The organism is Pseudomonas thivervalensis (assembly GCF_001269655.1).
Classification (GTDB): domain Bacteria; phylum Pseudomonadota; class Gammaproteobacteria; order Pseudomonadales; family Pseudomonadaceae; genus Aquipseudomonas; species Aquipseudomonas thivervalensis.
On the sequence record NZ_LHVE01000007.1, the window covers coordinates 227,000 to 251,525 of the forward strand.

Genomic DNA, 24,526 nt, shown 5'->3' on the forward strand with positions numbered 1-24,526 from the left:
GCACAGCCTTTGTAGCTGTGATCAATAATCGTCGCCGCGGTCGGTCACATCCTTTTCGACACTCGGCGCGTTCGGGTCATAGCCTTGGGGAAACTTGCCCTTGAGATTCCAGGCAAACGCGATGATTTCGGCAATCGTGCGGTACAGCTCTTCCGGGATGCTGTCCCCCAGTTCCATGCGTGCGAGCAGCTTCACCAGTTCGGCATTTTCATAGATCGGTACTTCGCTCTCCCGGGCAATGCGCAGGATTTCCTCGGCCAGGGCTTCGTCGCCTTTGGCGGTGAGGGTGGGGGCGTGGTGGCCGTCGTACTTGAGCGCGATGGCCTGGCGGGGTTCGGTGTGGGTTGTCATGCGGTCTCGTCCACCCAGCGTTGTTCCAGGCGAGTCTTGGGGCCTTGGGGCGGGGTACCGAGGTGGCAGTCCAGGTCGCCGACGTTCAGGCCACAGGTCACAAGGCGTTCACGCAAGGCGGTCAGGTTGCTTTCGATCAGGCTCGCGGTATACGGCCGTTCTGCCCACAACTGGCTGGACAGGCTGCCGCTGAGCAACTGGGCCTGAATCTGCAACGGGCCGAGCGGTTCCATGTCGAACGCCAGCTCGACCCGCCAGAGCTGCTGTTTCGGTTCGCGTTCCTCCCGGCGCTCGTCGGGTTGCTGCCGGGGCGGGGTTTCCTCGCGCTGGAACTTGACCTGCAACGGCACGATGTCCTGCAGGTTGCGCATCGGGATCTCCAACTGCCAAGTGCTCATCAGCCGACCGTCGTCAGTCAGGCCGGTCTGTTCCAGGCTCGACAACTGATGGCTTTGCAGGCGTGACACGGCAGCCGCGGCCAGGCGCAGCAGGTGTTCCAGATCGCCTTCTTCGTCTTGCTCCTTCAGCTGGCGCGAGGGCAGGGGAAAGCTGGTGGGCGGCGGTTTGGCGCTGACCTGACCGAGCATCCCCAAGGCGCTGCGCACGAAACTCGGCAGCGCCTGGGCCAGTGTGTTGGCGGCGATGATGGCGCCGAGGTTAGTGGCAGCGGGCAGGGCCGGTGTCAGTTGGGCAATCAGTTTCAGCAAGTCGCCTTTCGTGTCCGGCGCCAGGCTCGGTGGCTGTCCGGCGAGCAGTTTGCTTTCCAGGAACACACCGCTGGCGACCATGGCCTGGGCCAAGCCCTTGGGCGTGCTCAGTTGCTGGACATCCGGCAGGCCTGCCAGCAAGCGAGTTACCGCGGCGCGCAGCTCGGTACCGGTGTCGTCAGTGGCCGGCAGGTTTTGCAGGGCGGTGATCAAACTGTCCAGCGAGCCCTGGCGGCTTACCTGGGTGACCAGTTGCTGGCTCACCGCCAGTTGCTCCTGGCGGTTGCTCAGGGGCACGAATTTCAGCGTCTGGGGATCTTGTACCTGGGCGCTCAACAGCGTGCCGACGCGCAGCGGTTGCGGGCTGTCGATGTCCAGGGTTCTGCCGGCCTGGGCGGTGTTGAGCAGGCTCACCAGTGACCGATATACCAGCGGCTGCCCAGGCAGTGGGGGCAGCGCCTGGCTGGTCAGCACCTTGCCTTGCAGTAACGTGCCGACCGGCATCTGCGCCGTGTCGATGCGCGTCAAGGTAGCAACGCTGGAGGCGACGGCCTGCTGCACGGCAATAGCCAGGTTGCTGGCGGACGGCTGGGTCACGGCCAGGCTGGTGCCCTGGGGCAATGGCTGGGTGCTGGTGGCCTGCACGGTGGCCTGTCGGCCGCTCTCCAGCGTGACCTTGAGCAGCAGCTGGAAGGTCTGGTCCGCCTGCTTGAGCGACAGCACCTCGGCCTTGGCGGTCTGGCCAGGGGCGATCAGCCCTTCGGCCGGTGCCAGCAGCTTGAGCAGCTCACCCGTCACCGCCGGCATACGCGTCGTTGCCGTGGCCTGGGGCAGCGGCAGGATGTTCATGTCGCCTGTCATCTGCGGTCTTACCTTGGAGAAATAAGCGCTCTTGAGAGTCGGTTGGGGCATGTATAATGCCGCCCGTCTTTCCGGGAGCGGCGAAAATCTTGCAATTCGTTGACGCAGCTCTGTGGATCGGGCCGTCAATGCATCTATGCTGCACCTCTTTAACGGCCGCTGCACCGCCGACTTGAACCGTATAAGGCCCGTGATCCCTTGACCAGTCCTCTCCTGCAAACCGTTGGCCTCGCCTGTGAGCGAGACTTGCGGCTGCTTTTCGAACATCTCGAATTGAGACTCTCGCCTGGCGACATGGTGCAGATCAGTGGCCCCAACGGCAGCGGCAAGACCAGCCTGTTGCGCCTGCTCGCCGGGTTGATGCAGCCCACCGCGGGCCACGTGTTGCTCAATGGCCAGCCCTTGCACAGCCAGCGCAGCGAGTTGGCCCGTAACCTGCTCTGGATCGGCCATGCCGCCGGCATCAAGGATTTGCTGACCCCCGAAGAAAACCTCAGTTGGCTCTGTGCCCTGCATACGCCGGCCGACCGCGAGGCGATCTGGCAGGCGTTGGCGGCGGTCGGGCTGCGCGGCTTCGAGGATGTGCCGAGCCACACCCTGTCCGCCGGCCAGCAGCGCCGAGTGGCCCTGGCCCGGTTGTACCTGGACAGCCCGCCGCTGTGGATACTCGACGAGCCGTTCACCGCCCTGGACAAGCAGGGCGTCGCGCAGCTCGAGGAACACCTCGCCCGGCATTGCGAAAACGGCGGCATGGTGCTGTTGACCACCCACCACACATTGGCGCGGATGCCGTCCGGTTATCGCAACATCGATCTGGGGAACTGGGCCGTATGAGTGTGTTTGGCCTGTTGCTTGCGCGCGAGGCGCGCCTGTTGTTCCGGCGTCCGGCCGAATTGGCCAATCCGCTGGTGTTCTTCGCGATTGTCATCGCGCTGTTCCCGTTGGCGGTCGGTCCGGAGACTCAATTGTTGCAAACCTTGTCTCCGGGACTGGTCTGGGTGGCCGCGCTTTTATCGGTCCTGCTCTCGCTGGACGGGCTGTTTCGCAGTGATTTTGAAGACGGTTCACTGGAACAGTGGGTCCTTTCGTCGCACCCCCTGGCCCTTCTGGTTTTGGCCAAAGTACTGGCACACTGGGTTTTTTCCGGGCTGGCGCTGGTGTTGCTCTCGCCGTTGCTGGCGATGATGCTGGGCTTGCCCGCCGCGTGCATGCCGGTGCTGCTGGTGTCGCTGCTGCTGGGCACGCCGGTGCTGAGCCTGCTCGGTGCGGTGGGCGCGGCGTTGACGGTGGGGTTGAAGCGCGGCGGCCTGTTGTTGGCGCTGTTGATCCTGCCGTTGTATATCCCCGTGCTGATCCTGGGCAGTGGTGCTTTGCAAGCGGCATTGCAGGGCATGCCCGCGACCGGTTATCTGCTCTGGCTTGGTAGCCTGACCGCCCTGGCGATAACCCTGACACCCTTTGCAATAGCCGCTGGCCTGAAGATCAGCGTCGGCGAATAATAATGAGGCCTGGTCAAGCATTGACCACTTCTGCGGAAGTTAAGGCAGCCCCGGCAGCTCGTGATGACGAGCCGCAACCGTGATGGAAACAGCAATGAACTGGACCTGGTTTCATAAGCTCGGCTCACCCAAGTGGTTCTACGGCATCAGCGGAAAAATGTTGCCCTGGTTGAGCCTCTTCGCCCTGTTGCTGATCGGCGTTGGCCTGGTCTGGGGCCTGGCTTTCGCGCCGCCGGATTACCAGCAGGGCAACAGCTTCCGCATCATCTACATCCACGTGCCCACGGCGATGCTGGCCCAGTCGGTCTACGTGATGTTGGCTGTCTGCGGCGTGGTCGGGCTGGTGTGGAAGATGAAGCTGGCCGATGTGGCCCTGCAATGCGCCGCCCCGATCGGTGCCTGGATGACTGCCGTGGCGCTGGTCACCGGGGCCATCTGGGGCAAGCCGACCTGGGGTTCGTGGTGGGTCTGGGATGCGCGACTGACGTCGATGCTGATCCTGCTGTTCCTGTACTTCGGTCTTATTGCGCTGGGCAACGCCATCAGCAATCGTGACAGTGCCGCCAAGGCCTGCGCGGTGCTGGCGATTGTCGGCGTGATCAACATCCCGATCATCAAGTATTCGGTGGAATGGTGGAACACCTTGCACCAGGGTGCGACCTTCACCCTCACCGAAAAACCGGCGATGCCCGTCGAAATGTGGCTGCCGCTGTTGCTGACGGTGCTGGGTTTCTATTGTTTCTTCGGCGCGGTGTTGTTGCTGCGCATGCGCCTGGAAGTGCTCAAGCGCGAGTCCCGGGCCAGTTGGGTGAAGGCCGAAGTGCAGAACAGCCTGGAGGCCGCTCGATGAGTTTCGCTTCATTCGGCGATTTCCTCGCCATGGGCCATCATGGCCTGTATGTCTGGTCAGCCTATGGCATTTGCCTGGTGGTGCTGGCCCTCAACGTGGCGGTGCCGATCCTGGCCCGCAAGCGGTATCTGCAACAAGAGGCGCGTCGTCTGCGCCGGGAGAACGGTCAGTGAATCCGCTGCGCAAAAAACGTCTTGTCATCATTCTGGCGATCCTGGTGGGTGTCGGTGCCGCGGTCGGCCTGGCCCTGAGTGCCTTGCAGCAGAACATCAACCTGTTCTACACCCCGACCCAGATCGCCAATGGCGAAGCGCCGAAAGACACGCGTATCCGCGCGGGTGGCATGGTGGAAAAAGGTTCGCTGGTGCGCTCCGGGGATTCGCTGGACGTTAAATTCAATGTCACCGACTTCAGCAAGACCGTGACCATTACCTATCGCGGCATCCTCCCGGACCTGTTCCGCGAAGGGCAGGGCATCGTCGCCCTGGGCAAGCTCAACGCCGATGGCGTGGTGGTGGCCGACGAAGTGCTGGCCAAGCACGACGAGAAATACATGCCGCCGGAAGTGACCAAGGCCCTGAAAGACAGCGGCCAGTCGGCGCCCGCGCCCGTGAAGGAGGGCTGATCGATGACGGCTGGCATCTTTATTCCCGAGTTGGGCCACCTGGCGATGATCCTGGCCCTGTGTTTTTCCCTGGTACAGGCCGTGGTGCCGTTGCTGGGAGCCTGGCGCGGCGACCGCTTGTGGATGAGCCTGGCCCAGCCGGCAGCGTGGGGCCAGTTCGCCTTCATGCTGTTCGCCTTCGGTTGCCTGACCTATGCGTTCATGGTCGACGATTTTTCCGTCGAGTACGTCGCCAGCAACTCCAACAGCGCCTTGCCCTGGTACTACAAGTTCAGCGCCGTGTGGGGCGCCCACGAAGGTTCGCTGTTGCTGTGGGCATTGATCCTCGCCGGCTGGACTTTCGCGGTCTCGGTGTTTTCCCGGCAGTTGCCCCAGGTGATGCTGGCCCGGGTGCTGGCGGTGATGGGCATGATCAGCACCGGTTTCCTGTTGTTCCTGATCGTCACGTCCAACCCGTTCAAGCGCATCCTGCCGCAGATGCCGATGGACGGCCGCGACCTCAACCCGTTGTTGCAGGATATCGGCCTGATCGTTCACCCGCCGATGCTGTACATGGGCTACGTCGGTTTTTCCGTGGCCTTCGCCTTCGCCATCGCCGCGTTGCTCGGTGGTCGCCTCGATGCTGCCTGGGCACGCTGGTCGCGCCCGTGGACCATCGTCGCCTGGGCCTTCCTCGGCATCGGCATCACCCTCGGTTCGTGGTGGGCCTACTACGAGCTTGGCTGGGGTGGCTGGTGGTTCTGGGACCCGGTGGAAAACGCCTCGTTCATGCCCTGGCTGGTGGGCACGGCGCTGATCCACTCCCTGGCGGTCACGGAAAAGCGCGGGGTGTTCAAGAGCTGGACGGTGCTGTTGGCCATTGCGGCGTTCTCCCTGAGCTTGCTGGGCACGTTCCTGGTGCGTTCCGGGGTGCTGACGTCGGTGCATGCCTTCGCCTCGGACCCCGAGCGTGGCGTGTTCATCCTGATGTTCCTGCTGTTCGTGGTCGGCGGTTCGCTGACGTTGTTCGCCCTGCGTGCGCCGGTGGTCAAGAGCCAGGTCGGCTTCAACCTCTGGTCGCGGGAAACCCTGTTGCTGGGCAACAACCTGGTGCTGGTGGTGGCCGCGTCGATGATCCTGCTGGGGACGTTGTACCCGTTGGTACTCGATGCGCTGTCCGGCGCCAAGCTGTCGGTGGGCCCGCCGTACTTCAACGCATTGTTCATCCCGCTGATGGCGATCCTGATGGTGGTGATGGCCATCGGTATGCTGGTGCGCTGGAAAGACACCCCGGTCAAGTGGCTGCTGGGCATGTTGACCCCGGTGCTGCTGGGCACGGCTGCCTTGGCCGTGGTGGCCGGCGTGGCCTATGGCGACTTCAACTGGGCGGTGCTGGCGACGTTCGTGCTGGCGGCCTGGGTATTGCTCGCCGGTGTCCGGGACATTTTCGACAAGACCCGCCACAAAGGCCTGATCAAAGGCCTGCCGACCCTGACCCGTAGTTATTGGGGCATGCAGATCGCCCACCTGGGCATCGCCGTCTGCGCCCTGGGCGTGGTGCTGTCCAGCCAGAACAGCGCGGAGCGCGACCTGCGCCTGGCGCCGGGCGAGTCCATGGACCTGGGGGGCTATCAATTCGTCTTCGAAGGCGCCAAACATTTCGAGGGGCCGAACTTCACCTCTGACAAAGGCACCGTACGGGTCATTCGCAACGGCCAGGAAATCACCGTGCTGCACCCGGAAAAACGCCTCTACACCGTGCAGAACTCAGTCATGACCGAAGCCGGAATCGATGCCGGTTTCACCCGCGACCTCTACGTGGCCCTGGGCGAGTCTCTGGGCGACGGCGCTTGGGCGGTGCGGGTCCACGTCAAGCCGTTCGTGCGCTGGATCTGGTTCGGTGGGTTGCTCACCGGCCTGGGCGGGGTGCTGGCGGCGCTGGATCGGCGTTATCGAGTCAAGGTGAGAACCCAGGTGCGTGAAGCCCTGGGCGTGACGGGAGCCCCTGCATGAAACGTTGGTTGATGGTGTTGCCGCTGGCGCTGTTCCTGTTGATGGCGGTGTTTTTGTACCGGGGCCTGTATTTGAATCCGAGCGAGTTGCCCTCGGCGATGATCGGCAAGCCGTTCCCCGAGTTCACCCTGCCCTCGGTGCAAGGTGACAAGACCCTGACCCGTGCCGATCTGCTGGGCAAGCCGGCGCTGGTCAACGTGTGGGGCACCTGGTGCATCTCCTGCCGGGTCGAGCACCCGGTGCTGAACAAGCTGGCCCAGAACGGCGTGGTGATCTACGGCGTCAACTACAAGGACGTCAATGCCGACGCCTTGAAGTGGCTGGCCGAGTTCCACAACCCGTATCAATTGGACATTCGTGACGAAGACGGCTCCCTGGGCCTGAACCTGGGCGTCTACGGCGCGCCGGAAACCTTCTTCATCGATGCCAAGGGCATGATCCGCGACAAATTCATTGGCGTGATCGACGAACAGGTCTGGCGCGAGAAACTGGCCGCCAAGTACCAGGCCCTGGTGGACGAGGCCAAGCCATGAAGCGTTGGTTAGCGGCCGCCGTCCTCGGTTTGAGCCTGGTCGGTGTGGCCCAGGCCGCCATCGACACCTATGAATTCGCCAACGACGGCGAGCGCGAGCGGTTTCGCGAACTGACCAAGGAACTGCGCTGCCCCAAGTGCCAGAACCAGGACATCGCCGACTCCAACGCGCCGATTGCCGCCGACCTGCGCAAGGAAATCTTCCGCATGCTCGGCGAGGGCAAGGACAACCAGCAGATCATCGACTTCATGGTCGATCGCTACGGTGAGTTCGTGCGCTACAACCCCGCCCTGTCTTCCAAGACCGCACTGCTCTGGTTCGGTCCCGCCGGGCTGTTGCTCGGTGGTTTTGTGATCATCGCAGTCATCGTGCGTCGGCGCCGGGTCCAGCGCACGGCCGCCCCGGACACGCTTTCTGTCGAAGAGCGCCAGCGCCTCGACCAACTGTTGGATAAAACCAAGCATGATTGATTTCTGGCTCGCCGCAGGTCTGCTTCTTCTGGTTGCCCTGAGTTTTCTGTTGATTCCTGTATTGCGGGGTCGTCGTGCTCAACGTGAGGAGGACCGCACCGCGCTCAATGTGGCGTTGTATCAGGAGCGTGTTGCCGAACTGCAAACCGAGCGGGAGGAGGGCGTGCTCAACGCCGCACAACTGGACACTGGCCGCGCCGAAGCCGCCCGTGAACTGCTCGCCGACACCGAGGGCGCCGATGTGCCGCGCGAATCGCGGTTGGGCAAGCCGTTGCCGTTGCTCGCCGCCGTATTGGTGCCGGTGTTGGGCCTGGCGCTTTACCTGCATTTCGGCGCTGCCGACAAGGTCGAGCTGACCCGTGAATTCGCCCAGGCGCCGCAGTCGATGGAAGAAATGACCCAGCGCCTGGAACGTGCAGTGGCGGCGCAGCCGGACTCCGCCGAAGGCCTGTATTTCCTCGGACGTACCTACATGGCCCAGGATCGGCCCGCGGACGCGGCGAAGATCTTCGAGCGCACCGTGGCGGTGGCCGGTCGCCAACCGGAGCTGTTGGGCCAATGGGCCCAGGCGCAGTATTTCGCCGATGGCAAGAAATGGTCGGACAAGGTTCAGGCCCTGACCGACGAGGCGCTGAAGCTCGATCCGAAGGAAGTCACCAGCCTCGGCCTGTTGGGCATCGCCGCGTTTGAAGGCGAACGCTATCAGGAGGCGATCGATTACTGGGGGCGCCTGCTCGCGCAACTGCCGGAAGGCGACAAATCCCGTGAGGCGTTGCAGGGTGGCATCACCCGTGCCACCGAGAAACTGCAAGCCAGCGGTGGCAACGTCGCCCAGGCACCGGCGGTCAAGACCGGGGCACTGCTCAAGGTCCGCGTCGACCTTGCGCCAGCCCTCAAGGCCAAGGTGCAGCCGAGCGACAGCGTGTTCATCTTCGCCCGCGCCGTTTCCGGCCCGCCAGCGCCGCTGGCCGCCAAGCGCCTGACGGTGGCCGATCTGCCGGTCACGGTAGAACTGGGTGACGCGGACGCGATGATGCCGCAGTTGAAACTGTCGAACTTCCCCGAAGTCCAACTGATGGCGCGCATCTCCCGGGCCGGTCAGCCGACCGCCGGTGAGTGGGTCGGCCGCAGCCAGCCACTGGCGAGCAGCACCACGGCGCAACAACAATTGACCATCGACAGCCCGGATAAATAACAGGAATTCGCACCATGACCGCCATCGCTCGTATCACCCTGCTCACGCTCGTCATGGGCCTGAGCGCTTGTGCGGTCCAGCGCCCGTCGGAGCCCTCGGCGCCGTTGCCGCCGATCCCGCCGTCGACCCCGACCACCAAACCGGCCCCGTCCCCACCGCCGGGCAAACCTGTCACTCCGAACAAACCAGCCAAGCCGCTGCCACGCACCTCCGCCAGCTTTGCCCCGCCACCGGGTGGCAACAGCCACTGGGACGCCAAGCTGGGGGTGTATGTGCTGGACAACCAGACCAATACCTTCTATCGCCAGCGCACCTATTTCCGCTGGAACAACGGTTGGAGCCGCTCCGTCAGCCCGAATGGTCCGTGGGAAGAAACCACCATCGAAGGCGTGCCGGCGGGGTTGGGGCGGCAGTTTCATTGACAGTGATCGCTTCCACACGGGACTGGAAGTAATCGAAAACCCTGTGGCGAGGGAGCTTGCTCCCGCAGGGCTGCGTGTAGGAGCTGCCGAAGGCTGCGATCTTTTGATCTTTCGCTTGGGACTCAAGTGTCTGGGGAAAGATCGCAGCCTCGTTGCACTCGACAGCTCCTACAGAGCCGAGTGGGAGCAAGCTCCCTCGCCACATCAAGTCCTCTGCCACAATAGCGCTCGGCTCAACTTCAGCAACTGGCCGGGCTTTTTGTGTTTCCGGATATTCATTGCACGAAATTTTCACTAAATCTTGCGGACAATCCCCCGCGCTCATATCGCCGCCGGTTATTTAATGGCAATGCCATAGCCGTTCGTGCAACATTTGCGCACTCGCGCAAGCCCCGGGGCCAGGCTTTGGCCAACAGAGGGCGCGCCGTTGTTTCTTTTTTGTCACTCCAACTCCAATAGGGTCCTTAAACGACATGGCAATCCCGGACGCCCTGAGTCAGCAGCGCACCACGCATCGCCTGCTGCAACCGACCGTCAAATCGCACCTGGCCTACACGTTGCTTTGCGCCCTGGTGATGATGGTCATGCTGAGCCTGCTGCGCGTGGCGCTGCTGGTCTATAACCGCGAGATGATCCTCGACACCCCGGCCTCGACCTTCGTTGAAGCGTTCGCCAACGGCCTGCGCTTCGACGTGCGTCTGGTGGTCTACCTCAGCATCCCGTTGCTGCTGGCGTTGTTCAGCGCAAGAGCGATGGCCGCCCGTGGCTTTTTTCGTTTCTGGCTGACCGTCACCTCCAGCATCGCGCTGTTCCTCGGCTTGATGGAGATGGACTTCTACCGTGAATTCCACCAGCGCCTCAACGGCCTGGTCTTCCAGTATGTGAAGGAAGACCCGAAAACCGTGATGAGCATGCTCTGGTACGGTTTCCCGGTGGTGCGCTATCTGCTGGCCTGGGTGGGCGGCACCATTATCCTGAGTCTGGCGTTCAAGGGCGCCGACCGTGCGACCCGTCCGCGTGGACCGTTCAGTGGCGGCACTATCGGCACCCGACAGATCGCGCCGTGGTACGGACGTGTCGCCGTGTTCATGGTCTGCCTGCTGGTGGCCGTGGCCGCTGCGCGTGGCACCCTGCGCCAAGGTCCGCCGCTGCGTTGGGGCGACGTCTACACCACCGATTCGAATTTCGCCAACCAGTTGGGCCTCAATGGCACGCTGTCGCTGGTGGCGGCGGCCAAGAGCCGGATGTCCGAAGACCGTGACAACATCTGGAAAGCCACGCTGGAGCAGCCGCTGGCGCAGCAGACCGTGCGTGACATGCTGGTGCTGTCTGACGATAAACTCGTGGACACCGAGACCGCCGCCGTGCGCCGCGACTATACGCCGCCGGCAGACAAGACCCTGCCGATCAAGAACGTCGTCGTGATCCTCATGGAGAGCATGGCCGGTCACTCGGTGGGCGCCTTGGGGGCACCGGGCAATATCACGCCTTACCTGGACAAGTTGTCCAAGGAAGGCCTGTTGTTCGACCGTTTCTTCTCCAACGGCACCCACACCCACCAAGGCATGTTCGCCACCATGGCGTGCTTCCCGAACCTGCCGGGTTTCGAATACCTGATGCAGACGCCGGAAGGCAGCCACAAGCTGTCGGGCCTGCCACAGTTGCTCAGCGCCCGCGATTACGACGACGTGTATGTCTATAACGGCGATTTTGCCTGGGACAACCAGTCCGGTTTCTTCAGCAGCCAGGGCATGACCACATTCATCGGGCGTAACGACTTCGTGAACCCGGTGTTCTCCGACCCGACCTGGGGCGTGTCCGACCAGGACATGTTCGACCGTGGCCTGATCGAACTCAAGGCCCGGGAAAACGGCAAGCCGTTCTATGCGTTGCTGCAGACGCTGTCCAACCATACGCCTTATGCGCTGCCGACACCGTTGCCGGTGGAACCGGTCACTGACCGTGGCCGCTTGAACGAACATCTGACGGCCATGCGTTATGCCGATTGGGCGTTGGGCCAGTTCTTCGAGAAAGCCCGCAAGGAGCCTTATTTCAAGGAAACCCTGTTCGTCGTGGTCGGTGACCATGGCTTCGGCAACGAGCGCCAGATCACCGAGATGGACCTGGGCCGCTTCAATGTGCCGATGCTGCTGATCGGGCCGGGCGTCCAGGAAAAGTTCGGCCAGCGCAATCACACCGTCGGCACCCAGGTCGATATCGTCCCGACCATCATGGGCCGGCTCGGCGGGCAAGTGCGCAACCAATGCTGGGGCCGCGACCTGTTGAATCTGCCGCCAGGCGACACGGGTTTTGGCGTGATCAAACCGTCGGGTAGCGATCAGACCACCGCGTTTATCCACGACGACAAGATCCTGGTGTTGCCGGAGGAAAAGGCAATGGCACCGAAGCTGTTCCGCTATCAACTGGGCGCCAACCCACATGCAGAGGTCATCCCGGATGCACCGGAGACCGCCGAGATGAAGCTCAAGCTCGAATCGTTCTTGCAAACGGCGACCAAGAGCCTGCTGGATAACACAGCCGGGGTTGTTGACGGCAAGCCGGACTGATCACCGGCGAACATAAAAAAGAGGCCTGTAAAGGCCTCTTTTTTTTGCGCTAACTTAATGGTTTATATCTTGCCCAGTAATAGCAGGACCAACAGCACCACCAACACTACACCAATGATACCGGACGGACCGTAACCCCAACTTCTGGAGTGCGGGAAGACCGGAAGACCACCGATCAGCAGGAGGATCAGGATAATGATAAGTATTGTGCCCATTGTAGATTTCCTTATTGGTCAGTTTTGGATTGATGCAACTTCCAACTACCAGCACGCATGCGTTAAATCCGGGCGGCTTAATAGGTCCGACCGTAACGTCCTGTAAAAAATTCAAAGTTTTTGTAGGCGCTGGTAGGCGCTGTGTAGGAGCTGTCGAGTGAAACGAGGCTGCGATCTTTCCCCAGACACTTGAATCCCAAGCGAAAGATCAAAGGATCGCAGGCTTCGCCAGCTCCTACAGTTTGCCCCCGCCATTCAGCAATCTGATGGAGCGTGGGTCCCGCAGACGCCTTCGCTACACTCGGCCTATCTCTCCCGGAACAAGGCTGTTTGCTATGCAAAATCGCATGATGATCACTGGGGCCGGCTCCGGCCTGGGTCGCGAAATCGCGCTGCGCTGGGCCCGCGAGGGCTGGCGCCTGGCCTTGTCGGATGTCAGCGAGCCGGGTCTTGTGGAAACCCTCAGGTTGGTGCGCGCTGCCGGTGGCGACGGCTTCATCCAGCGTTGCGATGTGCGCGACTACAGCCAGTTGACGGCGTTCGCCCAGGCTTGCGAAGAAAAGCTCGGCGGTATCGATATCATCGTCAACAATGCCGGCGTCGCCTCGGGCGGGTTCTTCAGCGAACTCTCCCTGGAGGATTGGGACTGGCAGATCGCGATCAACCTGATGGGTGTGGTCAAGGGCTGCAAGGCGTTCCTGCCACTGCTGGAAAAAAGCCGCGGCAAGATCATCAACATCGCCTCCATGGCTGCCCTGATGCAAGGACCAGCCATGAGCAACTACAACGTGGCGAAGGCGGGCGTGGTGGCGCTTTCGGAGAGCCTGCTGGTGGAGCTGGCGCAGCAGGAAGTCGGTGTTCATGTGGTGTGCCCGTCGTTTTTCCAGACCAATCTGCTGGACTCCTTCCGCGGCCCGACGCCTGCCATGAAGGCTCAGGTTGGCAAGTTGCTGGAAAGCTCACCGATCAGCGCCGCCGACATCGCCGACTACATCTACCAACAGGTCGCCGAGGGCCAGTTCATGATCCTGCCCCATGAGCAGGGGCGGATGGCCTGGGCTCTCAAGCAGAAGAATCCACAGTTGCTCTATGACGAAATGACGGCCATGGCCGACAAGATGCGCGCCAAGGCCCGCCAGAACCTGAATTGACCTGGCTGCGCGATGTCCTCAGGATGGCGCCATTCGGCCTTCCTGATGGACATCTGCATGCTCAATTACCTGTGGTTTTTTCTCGCCGCGCTGTTTGAAATCGCCGGGTGCTACGCCTTCTGGATGTGGCTGCGCCAGGGCAAGAGCGCCTGGTGGATCGCCCCGGCGCTGCTCAGCCTGACGTTGTTCGCGTTGTTGCTGACCCGCATCGAAGCAACCTATGCCGGACGCGCCTACGCTGCCTATGGCGGCATCTATATCATTGCCTCGATCGCCTGGCTGGCCGTGGTGGAACGGGTCAGGCCACTGGGGTCCGACTGGATCGGCGTGGGGCTCTGCGTGCTGGGGGCAGGTGTGATTCTATTCGGCCCACGGCTCTCAGCTTCCTGAAATAACCTACGGTCCAACAGGGTTTTTGCAGGAAGTTTCCTTCAGTCGCAAGAACTTTCCTTGTAGGGCCTTACTGAATTCTCGCGGGTGTCTTGAGAACAGGAAGCAGGGCGGGCATGGTCAGGGTCCAGACATTCTTAAGGACAAGAACCATGCTCGTATTAAGCCGCGCTGTGGGTGAGTTGATTTCCATCGGTGACGATATTTCCGTCCGTGTGCTGTCGGTCAGCGGCACCACCGTGCGTTTTGGCGTGGAAGCGCCACGGCACGTCGATGTCCATCGCTCCGAAATCTATGAAAAGATCCAGAGGAAAAAGGCCAACGCCGCCCGCAAGGCCTGTTCAGTCGAATAGGTGCTTGGGCACGTCGTGCTTGAGCATCAGTTGGCACTGTTCGCTTTCAGGGTCGAAGACGATCAGCGCCTGGCCTTTGGTCAGGGCTTGCCGGACCCGTAGCACCCGCGTTTCCAGGGGCGTGTCGTCACCGTTGTCGGTGCCGTCGCGGGTCACGAAATCCTCGATCAGGCGAGTGAGCGTGTCGACTTCGAGTTGGTCGTGGGGGATGAGCATGGGGTACCTCGGCTAGACAATGGGGCGATGCTACGGCCAATGGGCTTTTGCGGCTAGCCTTGGGTGTTGTGGGGCTGCTCTGGCCTCATCGCGAGTAGGCTCGCTCCCACAGGGTTCTAGGTTGCGCTGAAGAGCCCATGTGGGAGCGAGCTTGCTCGCGATGGCGATATACCAGGCAATGAAAGCTCTGGATCAGCTATCCGACCGCTGCCCCACCAGGCTATCCACCGACGGCACCCGGGTGTCGCTTTCCATCTGTGCGTCGTGCTCGATCTGGTGACTGAAGCGGTCCAGCGAGCCTTGGGCCGGTTGTGCGTCGCTGGCGAACACCGGTGGGCTGAGGATATAGGCGCCGAGCAGACGGCTGAGGGCGGCCAGGCTGTCGATGTGGGTGCGCTCATAGCCATGGGTGGCGTCGCAGCCGAAGGCGAGCAGGGCGGTCCGGATATCGTGACCGGCGGTGATGGCCGAATGAGCGTCGCTGAAGTAGTAGCGGAACAGGTCGCGGCGTGCCGAGATGTCGTTCTCCTTGGCCAGTTTCAGCAAGTGCCGCGACAGGTGATAGTCGTAGGGGCCCCCGGAATCCTGCATCGCCACGCTGACTGAGTGTTCGCTGGAATGCTGGCCAGGGGCGACGGGGGCGATGTCGATGCCGACGAATTCGCTGACGTCCCAGGGCAGCGCGGCGGCTGCGCCGCTGCCGGTTTCCTCGGTGATGGTGAACAGCGGGTGACAATCGATCAGTAGCTCTTCGCCGCTGTCGACAATCGCCTTGAGCGCCGCTAGCAGCGCCGCGACCCCGGCCTTGTCGTCCAGGTGCCGGGCGCTGATGTGGCCGCTTTCGGTGAATTCCGGCAGGGGGTCGAAGGCCACGTAATCGCCGATGCCCACCCCCAGGGTTTCGCAATCGGCGCGGGTGGCGCAATAGGCGTCCAGGCGCAATTCGATGTGGTCCCAACTGATGGGCATTTCATCCACGGCGGTATTGAACGCATGCCCGGACGCCATCAACGGCAGCACGCTGCCACGAATCACGCCGGTGTCGGTGAACAGGCTGACCCGGCTGCCTTCGGCAAACCGACTGGACCAGCAACCCACCGGGGCCAGGGTCAGGCGACCGTTGTCCTTGATGGCCCGCACCGAGGCACCGATGGTATCCAGGTGCGCCGACACGGCCCGGTCGGGGCTGCTCTTGCGGCCCTTGAGGGTGGCGCGGATCGTGCCGCGACGGGTCATTTCGAAAGCGATACCCAGCTCCTCGAGCCGCTCGGCGACATAGCGCACGATGGTGTCGGTGAAACCGGTCGGGCTGGGAATGGCGAGCATTTCCAGCAGGACCTTTTGCAGGTATTCGAGATCCGGTTCGGGAATTTTGCTGATCATGGAAACTCCTCGCGGAACATTCAGTTGAAGTAGGGGAACCCTGTGGCGAGGGAGCTTGCTCCCGGTGGACCGCGAAGCGGTCCCCTTTGAGCTCCAGGTCGATGCACAAACCCGGATGGCTACGCAGAGGGGCCGCTTCGCAGCCCAGCGGGAGCAAGCTCCCTCGCCACGGAAGAAGGGCTAAACCACCGTCTGGCTATGGGGAAACAGCAAGTCCACAAAGCGTTCGGCAGTGGGTTGGGGTTCGTGGTTGGCCAGGCCGGCGCGTTCGTTGGCTTCGATGAACACGTACTCGGGTTGATCGGCCGCTGGTACCAGCAGGTCGAGGCCGACCATGGGGATGTCCAGTGCCCGCGCGGCGCGCACCGCCGCATCGGCGAGGGTCGGATGCAAAATGCCGGTGACATCCTCCAGCACGCCACCGGTATGCAGGTTCGCCGTACGCCGGACAAACAGGTGCTCCCCGGCCGGCAGTACGCTGTCGTAGTCGTACCCCGCCGCATTGAGGGTGCGCAGGGTCTCGGCATCCATCGGGATCTTGCTTTCGCCGCCCGTGGCGGCCTGCCGTCGGCGGCTCTGGGCTTCGATCAACGCGCCGATGGTGTGCCGACCGTCGCCGATCACCTCCGCCGGGCGCCGGATCGCCGCCGCCACCACTTCAAAGCCGATTACCAGGATGCGCAGGTCCAGCCCTTCGTGGAAGCTTTCCAGCAATACCCGGCTATCGAACTGCCGAGCCGTTTCGATGGCGCCCTGCACCTCCTCGATGGTGCGCAGGTCCACCGCCACGCCTTGGCCCTGCTCGCCGTCCTGTGGCTTGACCACCACCCGCTCGTGCTCATCGAGAAACGCCAGGTTGTCGTCGGCATTCCCCGCCAATTGTTGGGCCGGCAGGTTCAGGCCAGCGTTTTTCAGCACCTTGTGGGTCAGGCTTTTGTTCTGGCACAGGGTCATGCTGATGGCGCTGGTCAGGTCGCTCAGGGATTCGCGGCAGCGCACCCGACGGCTGCCGTGGACCAGGGTGAACAAGCCGGCCTCGGCATCGTCCACCTGCACTTCGATGCCTCGACGGTGGGCTTCTTCGACAATGATCCGGGCGTAAGGGTTGAATTGCGCCTCGGGGCCGGGGCCGAGGAACAACGGCTGGTTGATGCCGTTCTTGCGCTTGATGGCGAAGGTCGAAAGGTTGCGAAAGCCGAGTTTGGCATAGAGGTTTTTCGCCTGGCGATTGTCGTGCAGCACCGACAGGTCGAGATAACTCAAGCCTCGGCTCATGAAATGCTCGATGAGGTGGCGCACCAGCACTTCGCCGACACCGGGCCGGGGGCATTGCGGATCGACGGCCAGGCACCAGAGGCTGCTGCCGTTTTCCGGGTCGTTGAAAGCCTTTTGATGATTCAGGCCCATGACGCTGCCGATCACCGCACCGGTGTCGTCGTCTTCGGCCAGCCAGTAGACCGGGCCGCCCTCGTGACGCGGAGTCAGTCGCAGCGGATCGATGGGCAGCATGCCCCGGGCCTGGTAGAGCTGGTTGATGGCCTGCCAGTCGCTCTCGCTCTGGGCCCGGCGAATCCGGAAGCCGCGAAACACCCGGGTGGACTGGCGGTAGTCGCTGAACCACAGGCGCAAGGTGTCGGACGGATCGAGGAACAGTTGCGCCGGCTCCAGTCCCAGCACTTGCTGGGGGGCGGCCACGTACAAGGCAATGTCGCGTTCGCCGGGTTGTTCGTTGAGCAGTTCCCGGGCCAGGCTCGCCGGGTCCGGGAAGGTGTGGCCGATCAGCAATCGGCCCCAGCCGCAATGCACCGCGATCGGGTCGGCGCCCAATTCGCTGCCGTCTTCGGCCAGGCGTGCCTGCAGGCGTTCGTAAGAGGGCGCCTGGCCGCGCAAGAGGCGTTGGTTGTGAACGGTTGCATGAGGTTTCATCAATCAGATTCCTTGCTCGCTGAGCCACAGGTTCAGCGCCGCCAGTTGCCATAGCCGCGAACCGCGCAACGGCGTGAGTTGGCCGTTGGGGTCGGTGAGCAGGCGGTCGAGCATGGCCGGGTTGAACAGGCCGCGATCCTGGCTCGGATCCAGCAACAGCTCACGAACCCAGGCCAGGGTATCGCCTTCCAGGTGCTTGAGGCCCGGTACCGGGAAATAACCCTTCTTGCGGTCGATCACCTCACCGGGGATCACCCGTCGGGCGGCTTCCTTGAGCACCTGCTTGCCGCCATCGGGCAGCTTGAATTTCGCCGGGACCCGGGCCGAAAGCTCCACCAGGCGATAGTCGAGGAACGGCGTGCGCGCTTCCAGGCCCCAGGCCATGGTCATGTTGTCGACGCGCTTGACCGGGTCGTCCACCAGCATCACGGTGCTGTCCAGGCGCAGGGCCTTGTCCACCGCGGCATCGGCGCCGGGTTGGGCGAAATGTTCCCTGACGAAGTCACCGGCCGCGTCATTGGCCGTCAGCCAGTTGGGCTGCACGGTGGCGGCATATTCTTCGTAGCTGCGGTCGAAGAACGCCGCGCGATAGGCCGCGTACGGATCGCTGGCGCCATCGACCTGCGGGTACCAGTGGTAACCGGCGAACAGCTCATCGGCGCCCTGGCCGCTTTGTACGACTTTGCAATGCTTGGCCACTTCCCGCGACAGCAGGTAGAAGGCGATGCAGTCGTGGCTGACCATGGGCTCGCTCATGGCACGGAACGCGGCGGGCAGTTGCTCGATGATCTCTTTTTCGTCGATGCGCAGTTGGTGGTGGCGAGTGCCGTAGTGCTTGGCGATCAGGTCCGAATACTGGAACTCGTCACCGCGCTCGCCGCCGGCATCCTGGAAGCCGATGGAGAAGGTGGACAGGTCTTCCACGCCCACTTCCCGCAACAGACCCACGAGCATGCTCGAGTCGACGCCTCCGGACAGCAACACGCCGACATCCACGGCAGCGCGCTGGCGAATGGCGACGGCTTCGCGGGTGCTGTCGAGCACGCGGTCGATCCAGTCTTCCAGGTTCAGGTGCTGTTCATCGGCTCGGGGACCGTAGGGCAGGGTCCACCAGGTTTTCTGCTCGGTGGTGCCGTCGGCTTCGATGCGCATCCAGGTGGCGGGCGGCAGTTTTTCCACACCGGCCAGTAAGGTGCGGGGCGCCGGGACCACCGCGTGGAAATTCAGGTAATGGTTGAGGGCCACCGGGTCGAGCATCGGGTTGATGTCGCCGCCCTTGAGCAGCGCCGGCAGTGCCGAGGCGAAGCGCAGGCGCTGGCCGGTGCGCGACAGGTACAGGGGTTTGACGCCGAGGCGGTCGCGGGCGATGAACAGCCGCTTGGCATCGCGTTCCCAGATGGCGAAGGCAAACATGCCGTTGAGCTTGGGCAACAGTGCTTCGCCCCAGGCGTGATAGCCCTTGAGCAGCACTTCGGTGTCGCCACCGGAATAGAAGGTGTAGCCCAGGCCTTCGAGCTCGCTGCGCAGTTCCGGGTAGTTGTAGATCGCGCCGTTGAAGGCCAGGGACAGGCCCAGTTGGTTGTCGACCATCGGCTGAGCCGAGCCGTCCGACAGGTCCATGATTTTCAGGCGTCGATGGCCGAGGGCAATCGGCCCCTGGCTATGAAAACCCCAGGCATCGGGGCCGCGAGGGGCCAGGTGATGGGTGATTCGCTCTACGGCCGCAAGGTCCGCAGGTTGTTGATCGAAACGTAACTCTCCAGCTAATCCGCACATATTCCAAAAGGCCTTGTGTTTGCTGGGGCTAGGCGCATCTACCTCGAATCAAGTATCAATTTTGTACCGTTTTTCGGTAAATCCAGCTTTTCAAGCTCCGCGAAATCACTCGAAGAACTGATCCACTTGGCATAGGTTGAAAGCAATACTTGGACGCTGTGTCCGAGCTGCGCAGCGATGAATGCCGGGTTCATCCCAGGCATCAGGCACATCGTTGCGTAGGTGTGCCTGGTGTCATACATCCGGCGAGATCGAATTCCCGACTTGCGCAGCGCTGCCAACCAATAGCGCTTAGCCCCTGTTTCGGAACGGATGTACAGCTCTGATCTTTCACCCGATCCTTCCGGCGCGAAAACATAATCAGAGCGCGCCGCCGTAAGAGGTCTGGCTTTTTCGAGTGCCTGTAGCGCTTGTTCGTTCAATAAAACTTTCCGCGACACCCTCGTCTTCGTCCTTTCCTTGATCTTGCCGTGCAGCCTGATACGGCACACCTTGGCGCGTATCAAGCTCGCTCCAGCGCAGGGCCACCGCCTCGCCAGGACGCATGCCTGTATAGAAAGAGAACTCGAAAAAACACGCGTAAATTGATTGCAGGCCGCTCGTCACTTTGCACAGTCTGGCGATCGGATCATCTGCTTCCTCTCGACTGAACGGCTCGATCTCTCGTTTGACCACCCTGGTTGGGGGATTGAATTCGCCGGATTCCTCAGAATCAGCTCATCTCAGTACCGGCGTGATTTTGTCGAGTGGGTAATGGGCCAGGTAAGGCATCCATCGTGGTTTGACGGGCTTTGCTTCGAGCCTGAGCGCCATTCCGCACATAGCGGCTTTGTGTAAGATGGGCGAAATCATGGAAGGGGATTTCAATGTACAAGGTGCTTAGAAGTGGAACATTTATATCTGGAGTTTTGCTTTCGTTAGGCGGAATAGGGATATCAATCAACTTCTTTTTGAGATCGAAATCGATTGAAATTCCCGGAGTGATGCTGATTATGGTTGGTGTCATTCTGGCCTTTTCAGGCTGGAAAAGAAGTCGCAAGGACTAGACGGCAAGTAGCTGTCCCTGTTCCTGTCCCTGTCCCTGTCCCAGGCGAATGAGTGCCGATCGATCCTGCCAGAACGCTGTGAATGACTTGTTTATCAAACGCTCCTGCGAGGATTGATACCCAATAGTATTCATATTCTGTAGGCCGATTTTAGGCGAAGCGGTCCACAAAGACGTTCCTGTCTTTGTGGACCGATGTTCATCAGGTGGCCGAAGGCGGGCCAGCAAGGCGTCCGCGTCTGCTCGCATACAAAGCAGTCTGAATGTGCAACAAAGCACGGTATCCCGCATAGGCTGCGAATATGCACAGTACGATCACCAGTAGACGGGCATTGAATATTCCGCCGCGAGCGATGAGCGTGAATCCGATACCGCAGAACAGCATGGCGAACCCAAGTATGCTGGGCGCGCTAGTGCGCCGGGAAATGCCCAATATCATCAGCGACTGACAGATCACTACCACGATCCAGTCTGTATAGAACGCCCAGCCTCCCAAGTGCATGAGCATGTTCGCCTTGAGCGGGAAAGTGATGTTCGTACCGCGGCTAGCCACCTTAGGATAAAGTGCACGGGTCTCGGCCGTGGAGATTGGTTTGCTTGGCATCAGCTGACGAGGTATGAATAGCGTCATCGCATCTTCAATGGCATACGCCCTGGGTTCAATTTTGTTATTCTGGATCGCACTCAAGACATCCTCTGAAATGAATGCGGCGTTGTAATTCAGGTCCTCAAAACTGTTCGTGGGGTCCACAGCCACTGATTTTCCGATCCCCCCTTGAGTAGCCTCCTTGCCGGCTATCTTCTCTACACGCGACATAGTCTCACTGGGCGCCGAGGGCGCGCGCATATTGGTGACGATAGCGTATGACACTCCCATCGAAGCGACTGCGAGAGTGGAGGCGATCAAAAATTTCAAGAGGCTTACGCGCTGGAACATAAGCATGACGATGAACATAAGCGCGAATAGAATTAGAATTCCGCGACCACCGCTGAACGACACGATAAGCAGACTCAGCAGTAGGAAAATACCATTCTTCAAAGTGACGCCACTGAAATACATATTCATCAGCTGAAGAAGCAAGGCAGAATACATTGCAAGGACTATCCAGGCAGCGCCGTTGGTTACCATGAAACTGTACGTATGGTAATTTTGAACGACATAGCTAGGAGAGAGCGTCCCAAAAACCCGATACATGCTCAGTGCCAGAAGGCCTAGAATACCTGTTGTTATCAACGCAAGAGAGAGTGTCGATATACGCTCAAGCGATGGGGAGAAATCGTCGAGAAGACCTAAGCGTCGAGAAAGCAGGAATCCCAGTAGGGCGACAGCAAGCGCACAGACCGAGTCTATAATCGTCGCGCTATTCATGTATGTGGAAGTAAGTAGCGGGTATTTTTCAGGATTGAGATATCGTCCGATGAACAGTATTTGGTAGGCGATATAGCATCCCAGAGGGCCGACTAATATCAATGCTGCTGTCTTAGTCTTGTTGTTAAATATATACATGCGTTAACTCGTTCTATTGAGCTTCCATAAACCAGATAATCAAGTACGTTAGCTTGATTTGCTGGGCGGTATGTGCAAGCCATTCCATTGCCGGTAGCGATCACATCATAGGGGGTGCTTCAGAATGTAACAGGCGGCGGATCATACCGGATCAGGTGGCTGCTTTGAATGGGGTCATGCATGGGATGGATTGAACGGTCGGCAGAACGCCGTAAGGAGGGTATTCGATGGGGGCAAGCCGCACGCGCCGAAAGGACGGGTACCCTGAAACTGGCCGGAGGGATTGCTGTGAGTTTTAGATCGATGCGTTATAAGCCGACGGGGTGGGGGCCTGCCGTATGACTCAAGGATAAGAAGAGAACCTGTGGGAGCGAGCTTGCTCGCGATGACGGTGGATCAGTGACGTTTGAGGCGACTGACACACTGCTATCGCGAGCAGGCTCGCTCCCACAGGGGATTGGGGAAAGCCTTTAATGGGTGTCAGGCCTTGCCCCGGACCAAGGCCCGTAACGCGAACCGGTTCGGATGGCAGGCCTCGGCCACGCTGCGGGGCAGTGGCAGCGGTTCGTTGTCCAGCCAGGCGGCGATCAGTTCGCCCGACAGGGGGGCGGTGATCAGGCCTCGGGAACCGTGGCCACTATTGATGTACAGGCCATTGAGCCAGGGGCACGGGGCGTCTGGCACTTGGCGGGCGTCCTTGCCCAGTGCCGCGTAGGTTTCGGTGAAAGCCTGACGGTCGGCCAACGGTCCGACGATTGGCAAATAGTCCGGGCTGGTGCAACGGAACGCCACGCGGCCTTCAAGGTGCTGCGGGTCCAGGGCGCCAGCGTCCAGGCGCTCCACCAGGTCTTGGGAGATCTCTTCGAGCATCTGCAGGTTGCCGGCGTGCTCGGCCGCGGTGGGGGTCAGGTCGTCGCTGTTGAAATCGAAACTGGCGCCCAGGGTGTGTTCGCCCAACCGTGGTGGGGCGACATAACCTTCGGCGCAAACCACCGTCGCCAGGCTCTGGCTGCGACGGGTTTGCGGCAGTCGGGTGATCTGCCCGCGAATGCGCTTGAGCGGCAAGTTGGCAGCCGGTTCGAAGCGTTTGATCTCGGCAGCGCTGGCGAGGATCACTACCGGCGCGCTGGCCAGGCAGCGTTCGCCGTCCCACGCCTGCCATTGGCCGTTGACCCGGCGCAGTTGCAGTACGTCATGATGGGGGTGCACATCAATCGCTGGCCCCGAGGCTTGCCAGCGACACAACGCCGGTGGATGCACCCAACCGCCCTCGGGATAGAACAGACCACCCGAGGCCAGGCCGATGCCGGACCGAACCTGGGCCTCGGATTGATCCAAGGTGTGAAGTAAGTCCGTTGGAAACGCTTCGGCCAGTTGCGCCTGGCGCTCGGCTTCCTTGCTGTTGAAGGCCAATTGCAAGACGCCACAGGCATCCCAGTCAACGCCGCGTTGCAGTTGCTCCAGCACCCGTCGGGTGTAGCCGAAGCCGCTGAGGATCATCTGGGACAGCGCGGTGCCATGGGCCGACAGCTTGAGATACAGCACGCCCTGGGGGTTGCCTGAGGCTTCCTCGGCCAACCCGGCATGACGCTCCAGCAACGTCACCTGCCAGCCACGGGCGGCGAGGCTCGCCGCGCTGGCACAACCGGCCAGGCCTCCGCCGATCACCAGGGCCCGGCGCTCGCCGGTGAGCGGCAAGGGGCGGGCGTACCAGGGTTTCGCCGGGGATGGCGCGGGCGTCTGCTCGGGCCAGCCGAGAAACACGCCGCGCAGGATTTCCCATTTATGGCCGATGCCTGGCGTGCGCTTCATCTTGAAGCCCGCCGCGTTCAGCAAGCGCCGGACCCAGCCAGTGCTGGTGAAGGTGCTGAGGGTGGCGCCGGGCGCGGCCAGCCGGGCCAATTCGGCGAACAGCTCGGCGGTCCACATCTCGGGGTTTCGGGCCGGTGCGAAGCCGTCCAGGAACCAGGCGTCGATCTGCCCGTCCAGCTGCGGCAATTGCTCCAGGGCATCGCCGATCAACAAGGTCAGCGTCACCCGCCCATTGGCCAAGACCAGGCGCTGGAAACCTTGGTGGATCGCCACGTATTGCCCAAGCAACTGCTCCGCCTGAAGGCTGAGTTGCGGCCACAGGGCCAGGGCCCGGCGCAGGTCCTCGGGGCTCAAGGGATATTTCTCGACACTGACAAAATGCAGTCGGGTACCTGCCGGCGCGCACTGTTCGAACAATTGCCAGGCGCAGAGGAAATTCAAACCGGTGCCAAACCCGGTTTCACCGATCACCAGCCGCTCGCCATCGGCCAGCGCAGCGAAACGCTCGGCCAGGTTGTTTTGCTCAAGGAACACATAACGGGTTTCGTCCAGGCCCGACTGGTCGGAAAAATACACATCGTCGAACACCCGCGAGCGCGGGCGCCCCTGGTCATCCCAGTCGAGTTGGGCGTGTTGCTGGATGGGGGTCATGGCTGGCTCGGAAAAAACTACGGCGGCCA

Annotated in this window: 25 protein-coding genes; 14 read left to right on the top strand and 11 right to left on the bottom strand. The window is 61.6% G+C overall.

Annotated features, from left to right (window positions below):
* Positions 1-21: 21 nt before the first annotated feature.
* Both AD659_RS08835 and fliK read right to left on the bottom strand, forming a co-directional pair.
* Positions 22-351 carry an EscU/YscU/HrcU family type III secretion system export apparatus switch protein gene (locus AD659_RS08835; RefSeq protein ID WP_003199146.1) on the bottom strand — a complete coding sequence of 110 codons (330 nt, stop codon included), beginning with the start codon at positions 349-351 and terminating at the stop codon, positions 22-24.
* Positions 348-1,919, bottom strand: a complete 1,572-nt coding sequence (fliK, locus tag AD659_RS08840) for a flagellar hook-length control protein FliK (RefSeq protein ID WP_053120313.1) — start codon at positions 1,917-1,919, stop codon at positions 348-350. The genes AD659_RS08835 and fliK overlap by 4 nt, the downstream gene beginning before the upstream one ends.
* 198 nt (positions 1,920-2,117) lie before the next feature.
* On the opposite strand from fliK, the gene ccmA reads away from it, so the two are divergent.
* The 11 genes from ccmA (at position 2,118) to AD659_RS08895 (ending at position 12,072) form a co-directional block, all read left to right on the top strand.
* Positions 2,118-2,753 (top strand): cytochrome c biogenesis heme-transporting ATPase CcmA, encoded by a 636-nt coding sequence (gene ccmA, locus AD659_RS08845; RefSeq protein WP_053120319.1) that lies wholly within the window; start codon positions 2,118-2,120, stop codon positions 2,751-2,753.
* Positions 2,750-3,418: a heme exporter protein CcmB gene (gene ccmB, locus AD659_RS08850; RefSeq protein ID WP_003183957.1), complete on the top strand. Its 669-nt coding sequence runs from the start codon at positions 2,750-2,752 to the stop codon at positions 3,416-3,418. The genes ccmA and ccmB overlap by 4 nt, the downstream gene beginning before the upstream one ends.
* 94 nt (positions 3,419-3,512) lie before the next feature.
* Positions 3,513-4,268 (top strand): heme ABC transporter permease, encoded by a 756-nt coding sequence (locus tag AD659_RS08855; protein WP_053120321.1) that lies wholly within the window; start codon positions 3,513-3,515, stop codon positions 4,266-4,268.
* Entirely contained in the window at positions 4,265-4,441 is a 177-nt protein-coding gene (ccmD, locus tag AD659_RS08860) for a heme exporter protein CcmD (RefSeq protein WP_003199159.1), read from the top strand. The genes AD659_RS08855 and ccmD overlap by 4 nt, the downstream gene beginning before the upstream one ends.
* Entirely contained in the window at positions 4,438-4,893 is a 456-nt protein-coding gene (gene ccmE, locus AD659_RS08865) for a cytochrome c maturation protein CcmE (RefSeq protein ID WP_053120323.1), read from the top strand. The genes ccmD and ccmE overlap by 4 nt, the downstream gene beginning before the upstream one ends.
* Positions 4,894-4,896: 3 nt before the next feature.
* On the top strand, positions 4,897-6,885 hold the full coding sequence (locus AD659_RS08870) for a heme lyase CcmF/NrfE family subunit (RefSeq protein ID WP_053120325.1): 1,989 nt from the start codon (positions 4,897-4,899) through the stop codon (positions 6,883-6,885).
* On the top strand, positions 6,882-7,418 hold the full coding sequence (locus AD659_RS08875; RefSeq protein ID WP_053120327.1) for a DsbE family thiol:disulfide interchange protein: 537 nt from the start codon (positions 6,882-6,884) through the stop codon (positions 7,416-7,418). Before AD659_RS08870 ends, AD659_RS08875 begins: the two co-directional genes overlap by 4 nt.
* A complete protein-coding gene (locus AD659_RS08880) occupies positions 7,415-7,888 on the top strand; it encodes a cytochrome c-type biogenesis protein (RefSeq protein WP_053120329.1) in 474 nt (157 codons plus the stop codon). The genes AD659_RS08875 and AD659_RS08880 overlap by 4 nt, the downstream gene beginning before the upstream one ends.
* Positions 7,881-9,083 (top strand): c-type cytochrome biogenesis protein CcmI, encoded by a 1,203-nt coding sequence (gene ccmI, locus AD659_RS08885; protein WP_053120331.1) that lies wholly within the window; start codon positions 7,881-7,883, stop codon positions 9,081-9,083. The genes AD659_RS08880 and ccmI overlap by 8 nt, the downstream gene beginning before the upstream one ends.
* 14 nt (positions 9,084-9,097) lie before the next feature.
* Entirely contained in the window at positions 9,098-9,505 is a 408-nt protein-coding gene (locus tag AD659_RS08890; protein ID WP_053120333.1) for a hypothetical protein, read from the top strand.
* A 473-nt stretch (positions 9,506-9,978) separates the two neighbouring features.
* Positions 9,979-12,072 (top strand): LTA synthase family protein, encoded by a 2,094-nt coding sequence (locus AD659_RS08895; RefSeq protein WP_053120335.1) that lies wholly within the window; start codon positions 9,979-9,981, stop codon positions 12,070-12,072.
* Between the two features lie 62 nt (positions 12,073-12,134).
* Here the strand turns inward: AD659_RS08895 and AD659_RS29145 are convergent, their stop codons facing one another.
* On the bottom strand, positions 12,135-12,287 hold the full coding sequence (locus AD659_RS29145; protein WP_003183939.1) for a DUF3309 family protein: 153 nt from the start codon (positions 12,285-12,287) through the stop codon (positions 12,135-12,137).
* Between the two features lie 335 nt (positions 12,288-12,622).
* Between AD659_RS29145 and AD659_RS08900 the strand changes: the two genes are divergently transcribed.
* The 3 genes from AD659_RS08900 to csrA all read left to right on the top strand — a co-directional run bounded on the left by AD659_RS08900 (position 12,623) and on the right by csrA (position 14,181).
* Positions 12,623-13,438: an SDR family oxidoreductase gene (locus tag AD659_RS08900; protein ID WP_053120337.1), complete on the top strand. Its 816-nt coding sequence runs from the start codon at positions 12,623-12,625 to the stop codon at positions 13,436-13,438.
* Between the two features lie 57 nt (positions 13,439-13,495).
* Entirely contained in the window at positions 13,496-13,828 is a 333-nt protein-coding gene (locus AD659_RS08905; protein WP_053121337.1) for a YnfA family protein, read from the top strand.
* A gap of 152 nt (positions 13,829-13,980) precedes the next feature.
* A complete protein-coding gene (gene csrA, locus AD659_RS08910) occupies positions 13,981-14,181 on the top strand; it encodes a carbon storage regulator CsrA (protein WP_053120338.1) in 201 nt (66 codons plus the stop codon).
* On the opposite strand, the gene AD659_RS08915 is transcribed toward csrA, so the two are convergent.
* From AD659_RS08915 to mnmC, 8 genes are all read right to left on the bottom strand, one after another.
* Positions 14,170-14,397 carry a YheU family protein gene (locus AD659_RS08915; RefSeq protein WP_003199186.1) on the bottom strand — a complete coding sequence of 76 codons (228 nt, stop codon included), beginning with the start codon at positions 14,395-14,397 and terminating at the stop codon, positions 14,170-14,172. The genes csrA and AD659_RS08915 overlap by 12 nt on opposite strands.
* Before the next feature lie 192 nt (positions 14,398-14,589).
* A complete protein-coding gene (locus AD659_RS08920) occupies positions 14,590-15,780 on the bottom strand; it encodes an osmoprotectant NAGGN system M42 family peptidase (protein ID WP_053120340.1) in 1,191 nt (396 codons plus the stop codon).
* 180 nt (positions 15,781-15,960) lie between these two features.
* Positions 15,961-17,706 (bottom strand): N-acetylglutaminylglutamine synthetase, encoded by a 1,746-nt coding sequence (gene ngg, locus AD659_RS08925; protein ID WP_053120342.1) that lies wholly within the window; start codon positions 17,704-17,706, stop codon positions 15,961-15,963.
* 3 nt (positions 17,707-17,709) lie between these two features.
* Entirely contained in the window at positions 17,710-19,482 is a 1,773-nt protein-coding gene (locus AD659_RS08930; RefSeq protein WP_053120343.1) for an N-acetylglutaminylglutamine amidotransferase, read from the bottom strand.
* 38 nt (positions 19,483-19,520) lie between these two features.
* A complete protein-coding gene (locus tag AD659_RS30145; protein ID WP_053120344.1) occupies positions 19,521-19,988 on the bottom strand; it encodes a tyrosine-type recombinase/integrase in 468 nt (155 codons plus the stop codon).
* Positions 19,989-20,194: 206 nt separating this feature from the next.
* Positions 20,195-20,488, bottom strand: coding sequence for a hypothetical protein (locus tag AD659_RS30150; RefSeq protein WP_231987731.1), 294 nt, complete (start codon positions 20,486-20,488; stop codon positions 20,195-20,197).
* 241 nt (positions 20,489-20,729) lie between these two features.
* Positions 20,730-22,034 carry a hypothetical protein gene (locus AD659_RS08940; protein ID WP_053120345.1) on the bottom strand — a complete coding sequence of 435 codons (1,305 nt, stop codon included), beginning with the start codon at positions 22,032-22,034 and terminating at the stop codon, positions 20,730-20,732.
* A 480-nt stretch (positions 22,035-22,514) separates the two neighbouring features.
* A complete protein-coding gene (mnmC, locus tag AD659_RS08945) occupies positions 22,515-24,497 on the bottom strand; it encodes a bifunctional tRNA (5-methylaminomethyl-2-thiouridine)(34)-methyltransferase MnmC2/FAD-dependent 5-carboxymethylaminomethyl-2-thiouridine(34) oxidoreductase MnmC1 (RefSeq protein ID WP_053121338.1) in 1,983 nt (660 codons plus the stop codon).
* Positions 24,498-24,526: the final 29 nt, after the last annotated feature.

Bases quoted from the DNA above. Each gene is read 5' to 3' on its own strand.
- AD659_RS08835 (WP_003199146.1), bottom strand. From the start codon at position 351: ATGACAACCCACACCGAACCCCGCCAGGCCATCGCGCTCAAGTACGAC.
- fliK (WP_053120313.1), bottom strand. From the start codon at position 1,919: ATGACAGGCGACATGAACATCCTGCCGCTGCCCCAGGCCACGGCAACG.
- ccmB (WP_003183957.1), top strand. From the start codon at position 2,750: ATGAGTGTGTTTGGCCTGTTGCTTGCGCGCGAGGCGCGCCTGTTGTTC.
- AD659_RS08855 (WP_053120321.1), top strand. From the start codon at position 3,513: ATGAACTGGACCTGGTTTCATAAGCTCGGCTCACCCAAGTGGTTCTAC.
- ccmD (WP_003199159.1), top strand. From the start codon at position 4,265: ATGAGTTTCGCTTCATTCGGCGATTTCCTCGCCATGGGCCATCATGGC.
- AD659_RS08870 (WP_053120325.1), top strand. From the start codon at position 4,897: ATGACGGCTGGCATCTTTATTCCCGAGTTGGGCCACCTGGCGATGATC.
- AD659_RS08875 (WP_053120327.1), top strand. From the start codon at position 6,882: ATGAAACGTTGGTTGATGGTGTTGCCGCTGGCGCTGTTCCTGTTGATG.
- AD659_RS08880 (WP_053120329.1), top strand. From the start codon at position 7,415: ATGAAGCGTTGGTTAGCGGCCGCCGTCCTCGGTTTGAGCCTGGTCGGT.
- ccmI (WP_053120331.1), top strand. From the start codon at position 7,881: ATGATTGATTTCTGGCTCGCCGCAGGTCTGCTTCTTCTGGTTGCCCTG.
- AD659_RS08890 (WP_053120333.1), top strand. From the start codon at position 9,098: ATGACCGCCATCGCTCGTATCACCCTGCTCACGCTCGTCATGGGCCTG.
- AD659_RS08895 (WP_053120335.1), top strand. From the start codon at position 9,979: ATGGCAATCCCGGACGCCCTGAGTCAGCAGCGCACCACGCATCGCCTG.
- AD659_RS29145 (WP_003183939.1), bottom strand. From the start codon at position 12,287: ATGGGCACAATACTTATCATTATCCTGATCCTCCTGCTGATCGGTGGT.
- AD659_RS08900 (WP_053120337.1), top strand. From the start codon at position 12,623: ATGCAAAATCGCATGATGATCACTGGGGCCGGCTCCGGCCTGGGTCGC.
- AD659_RS08905 (WP_053121337.1), top strand. From the start codon at position 13,496: ATGCTCAATTACCTGTGGTTTTTTCTCGCCGCGCTGTTTGAAATCGCC.
- csrA (WP_053120338.1), top strand. From the start codon at position 13,981: ATGCTCGTATTAAGCCGCGCTGTGGGTGAGTTGATTTCCATCGGTGAC.
- AD659_RS08915 (WP_003199186.1), bottom strand. From the start codon at position 14,397: ATGCTCATCCCCCACGACCAACTCGAAGTCGACACGCTCACTCGCCTG.
- AD659_RS08920 (WP_053120340.1), bottom strand. From the start codon at position 15,780: ATGATCAGCAAAATTCCCGAACCGGATCTCGAATACCTGCAAAAGGTC.
- ngg (WP_053120342.1), bottom strand. From the start codon at position 17,706: ATGAAACCTCATGCAACCGTTCACAACCAACGCCTCTTGCGCGGCCAG.
- AD659_RS08930 (WP_053120343.1), bottom strand. From the start codon at position 19,482: ATGTGCGGATTAGCTGGAGAGTTACGTTTCGATCAACAACCTGCGGAC.
- AD659_RS30150 (WP_231987731.1), bottom strand. From the start codon at position 20,488: ATGACACCAACCATAATCAGCATCACTCCGGGAATTTCAATCGATTTC.
- AD659_RS08940 (WP_053120345.1), bottom strand. From the start codon at position 22,034: ATGTATATATTTAACAACAAGACTAAGACAGCAGCATTGATATTAGTC.
- mnmC (WP_053121338.1), bottom strand. From the start codon at position 24,497: ATGACCCCCATCCAGCAACACGCCCAACTCGACTGGGATGACCAGGGG.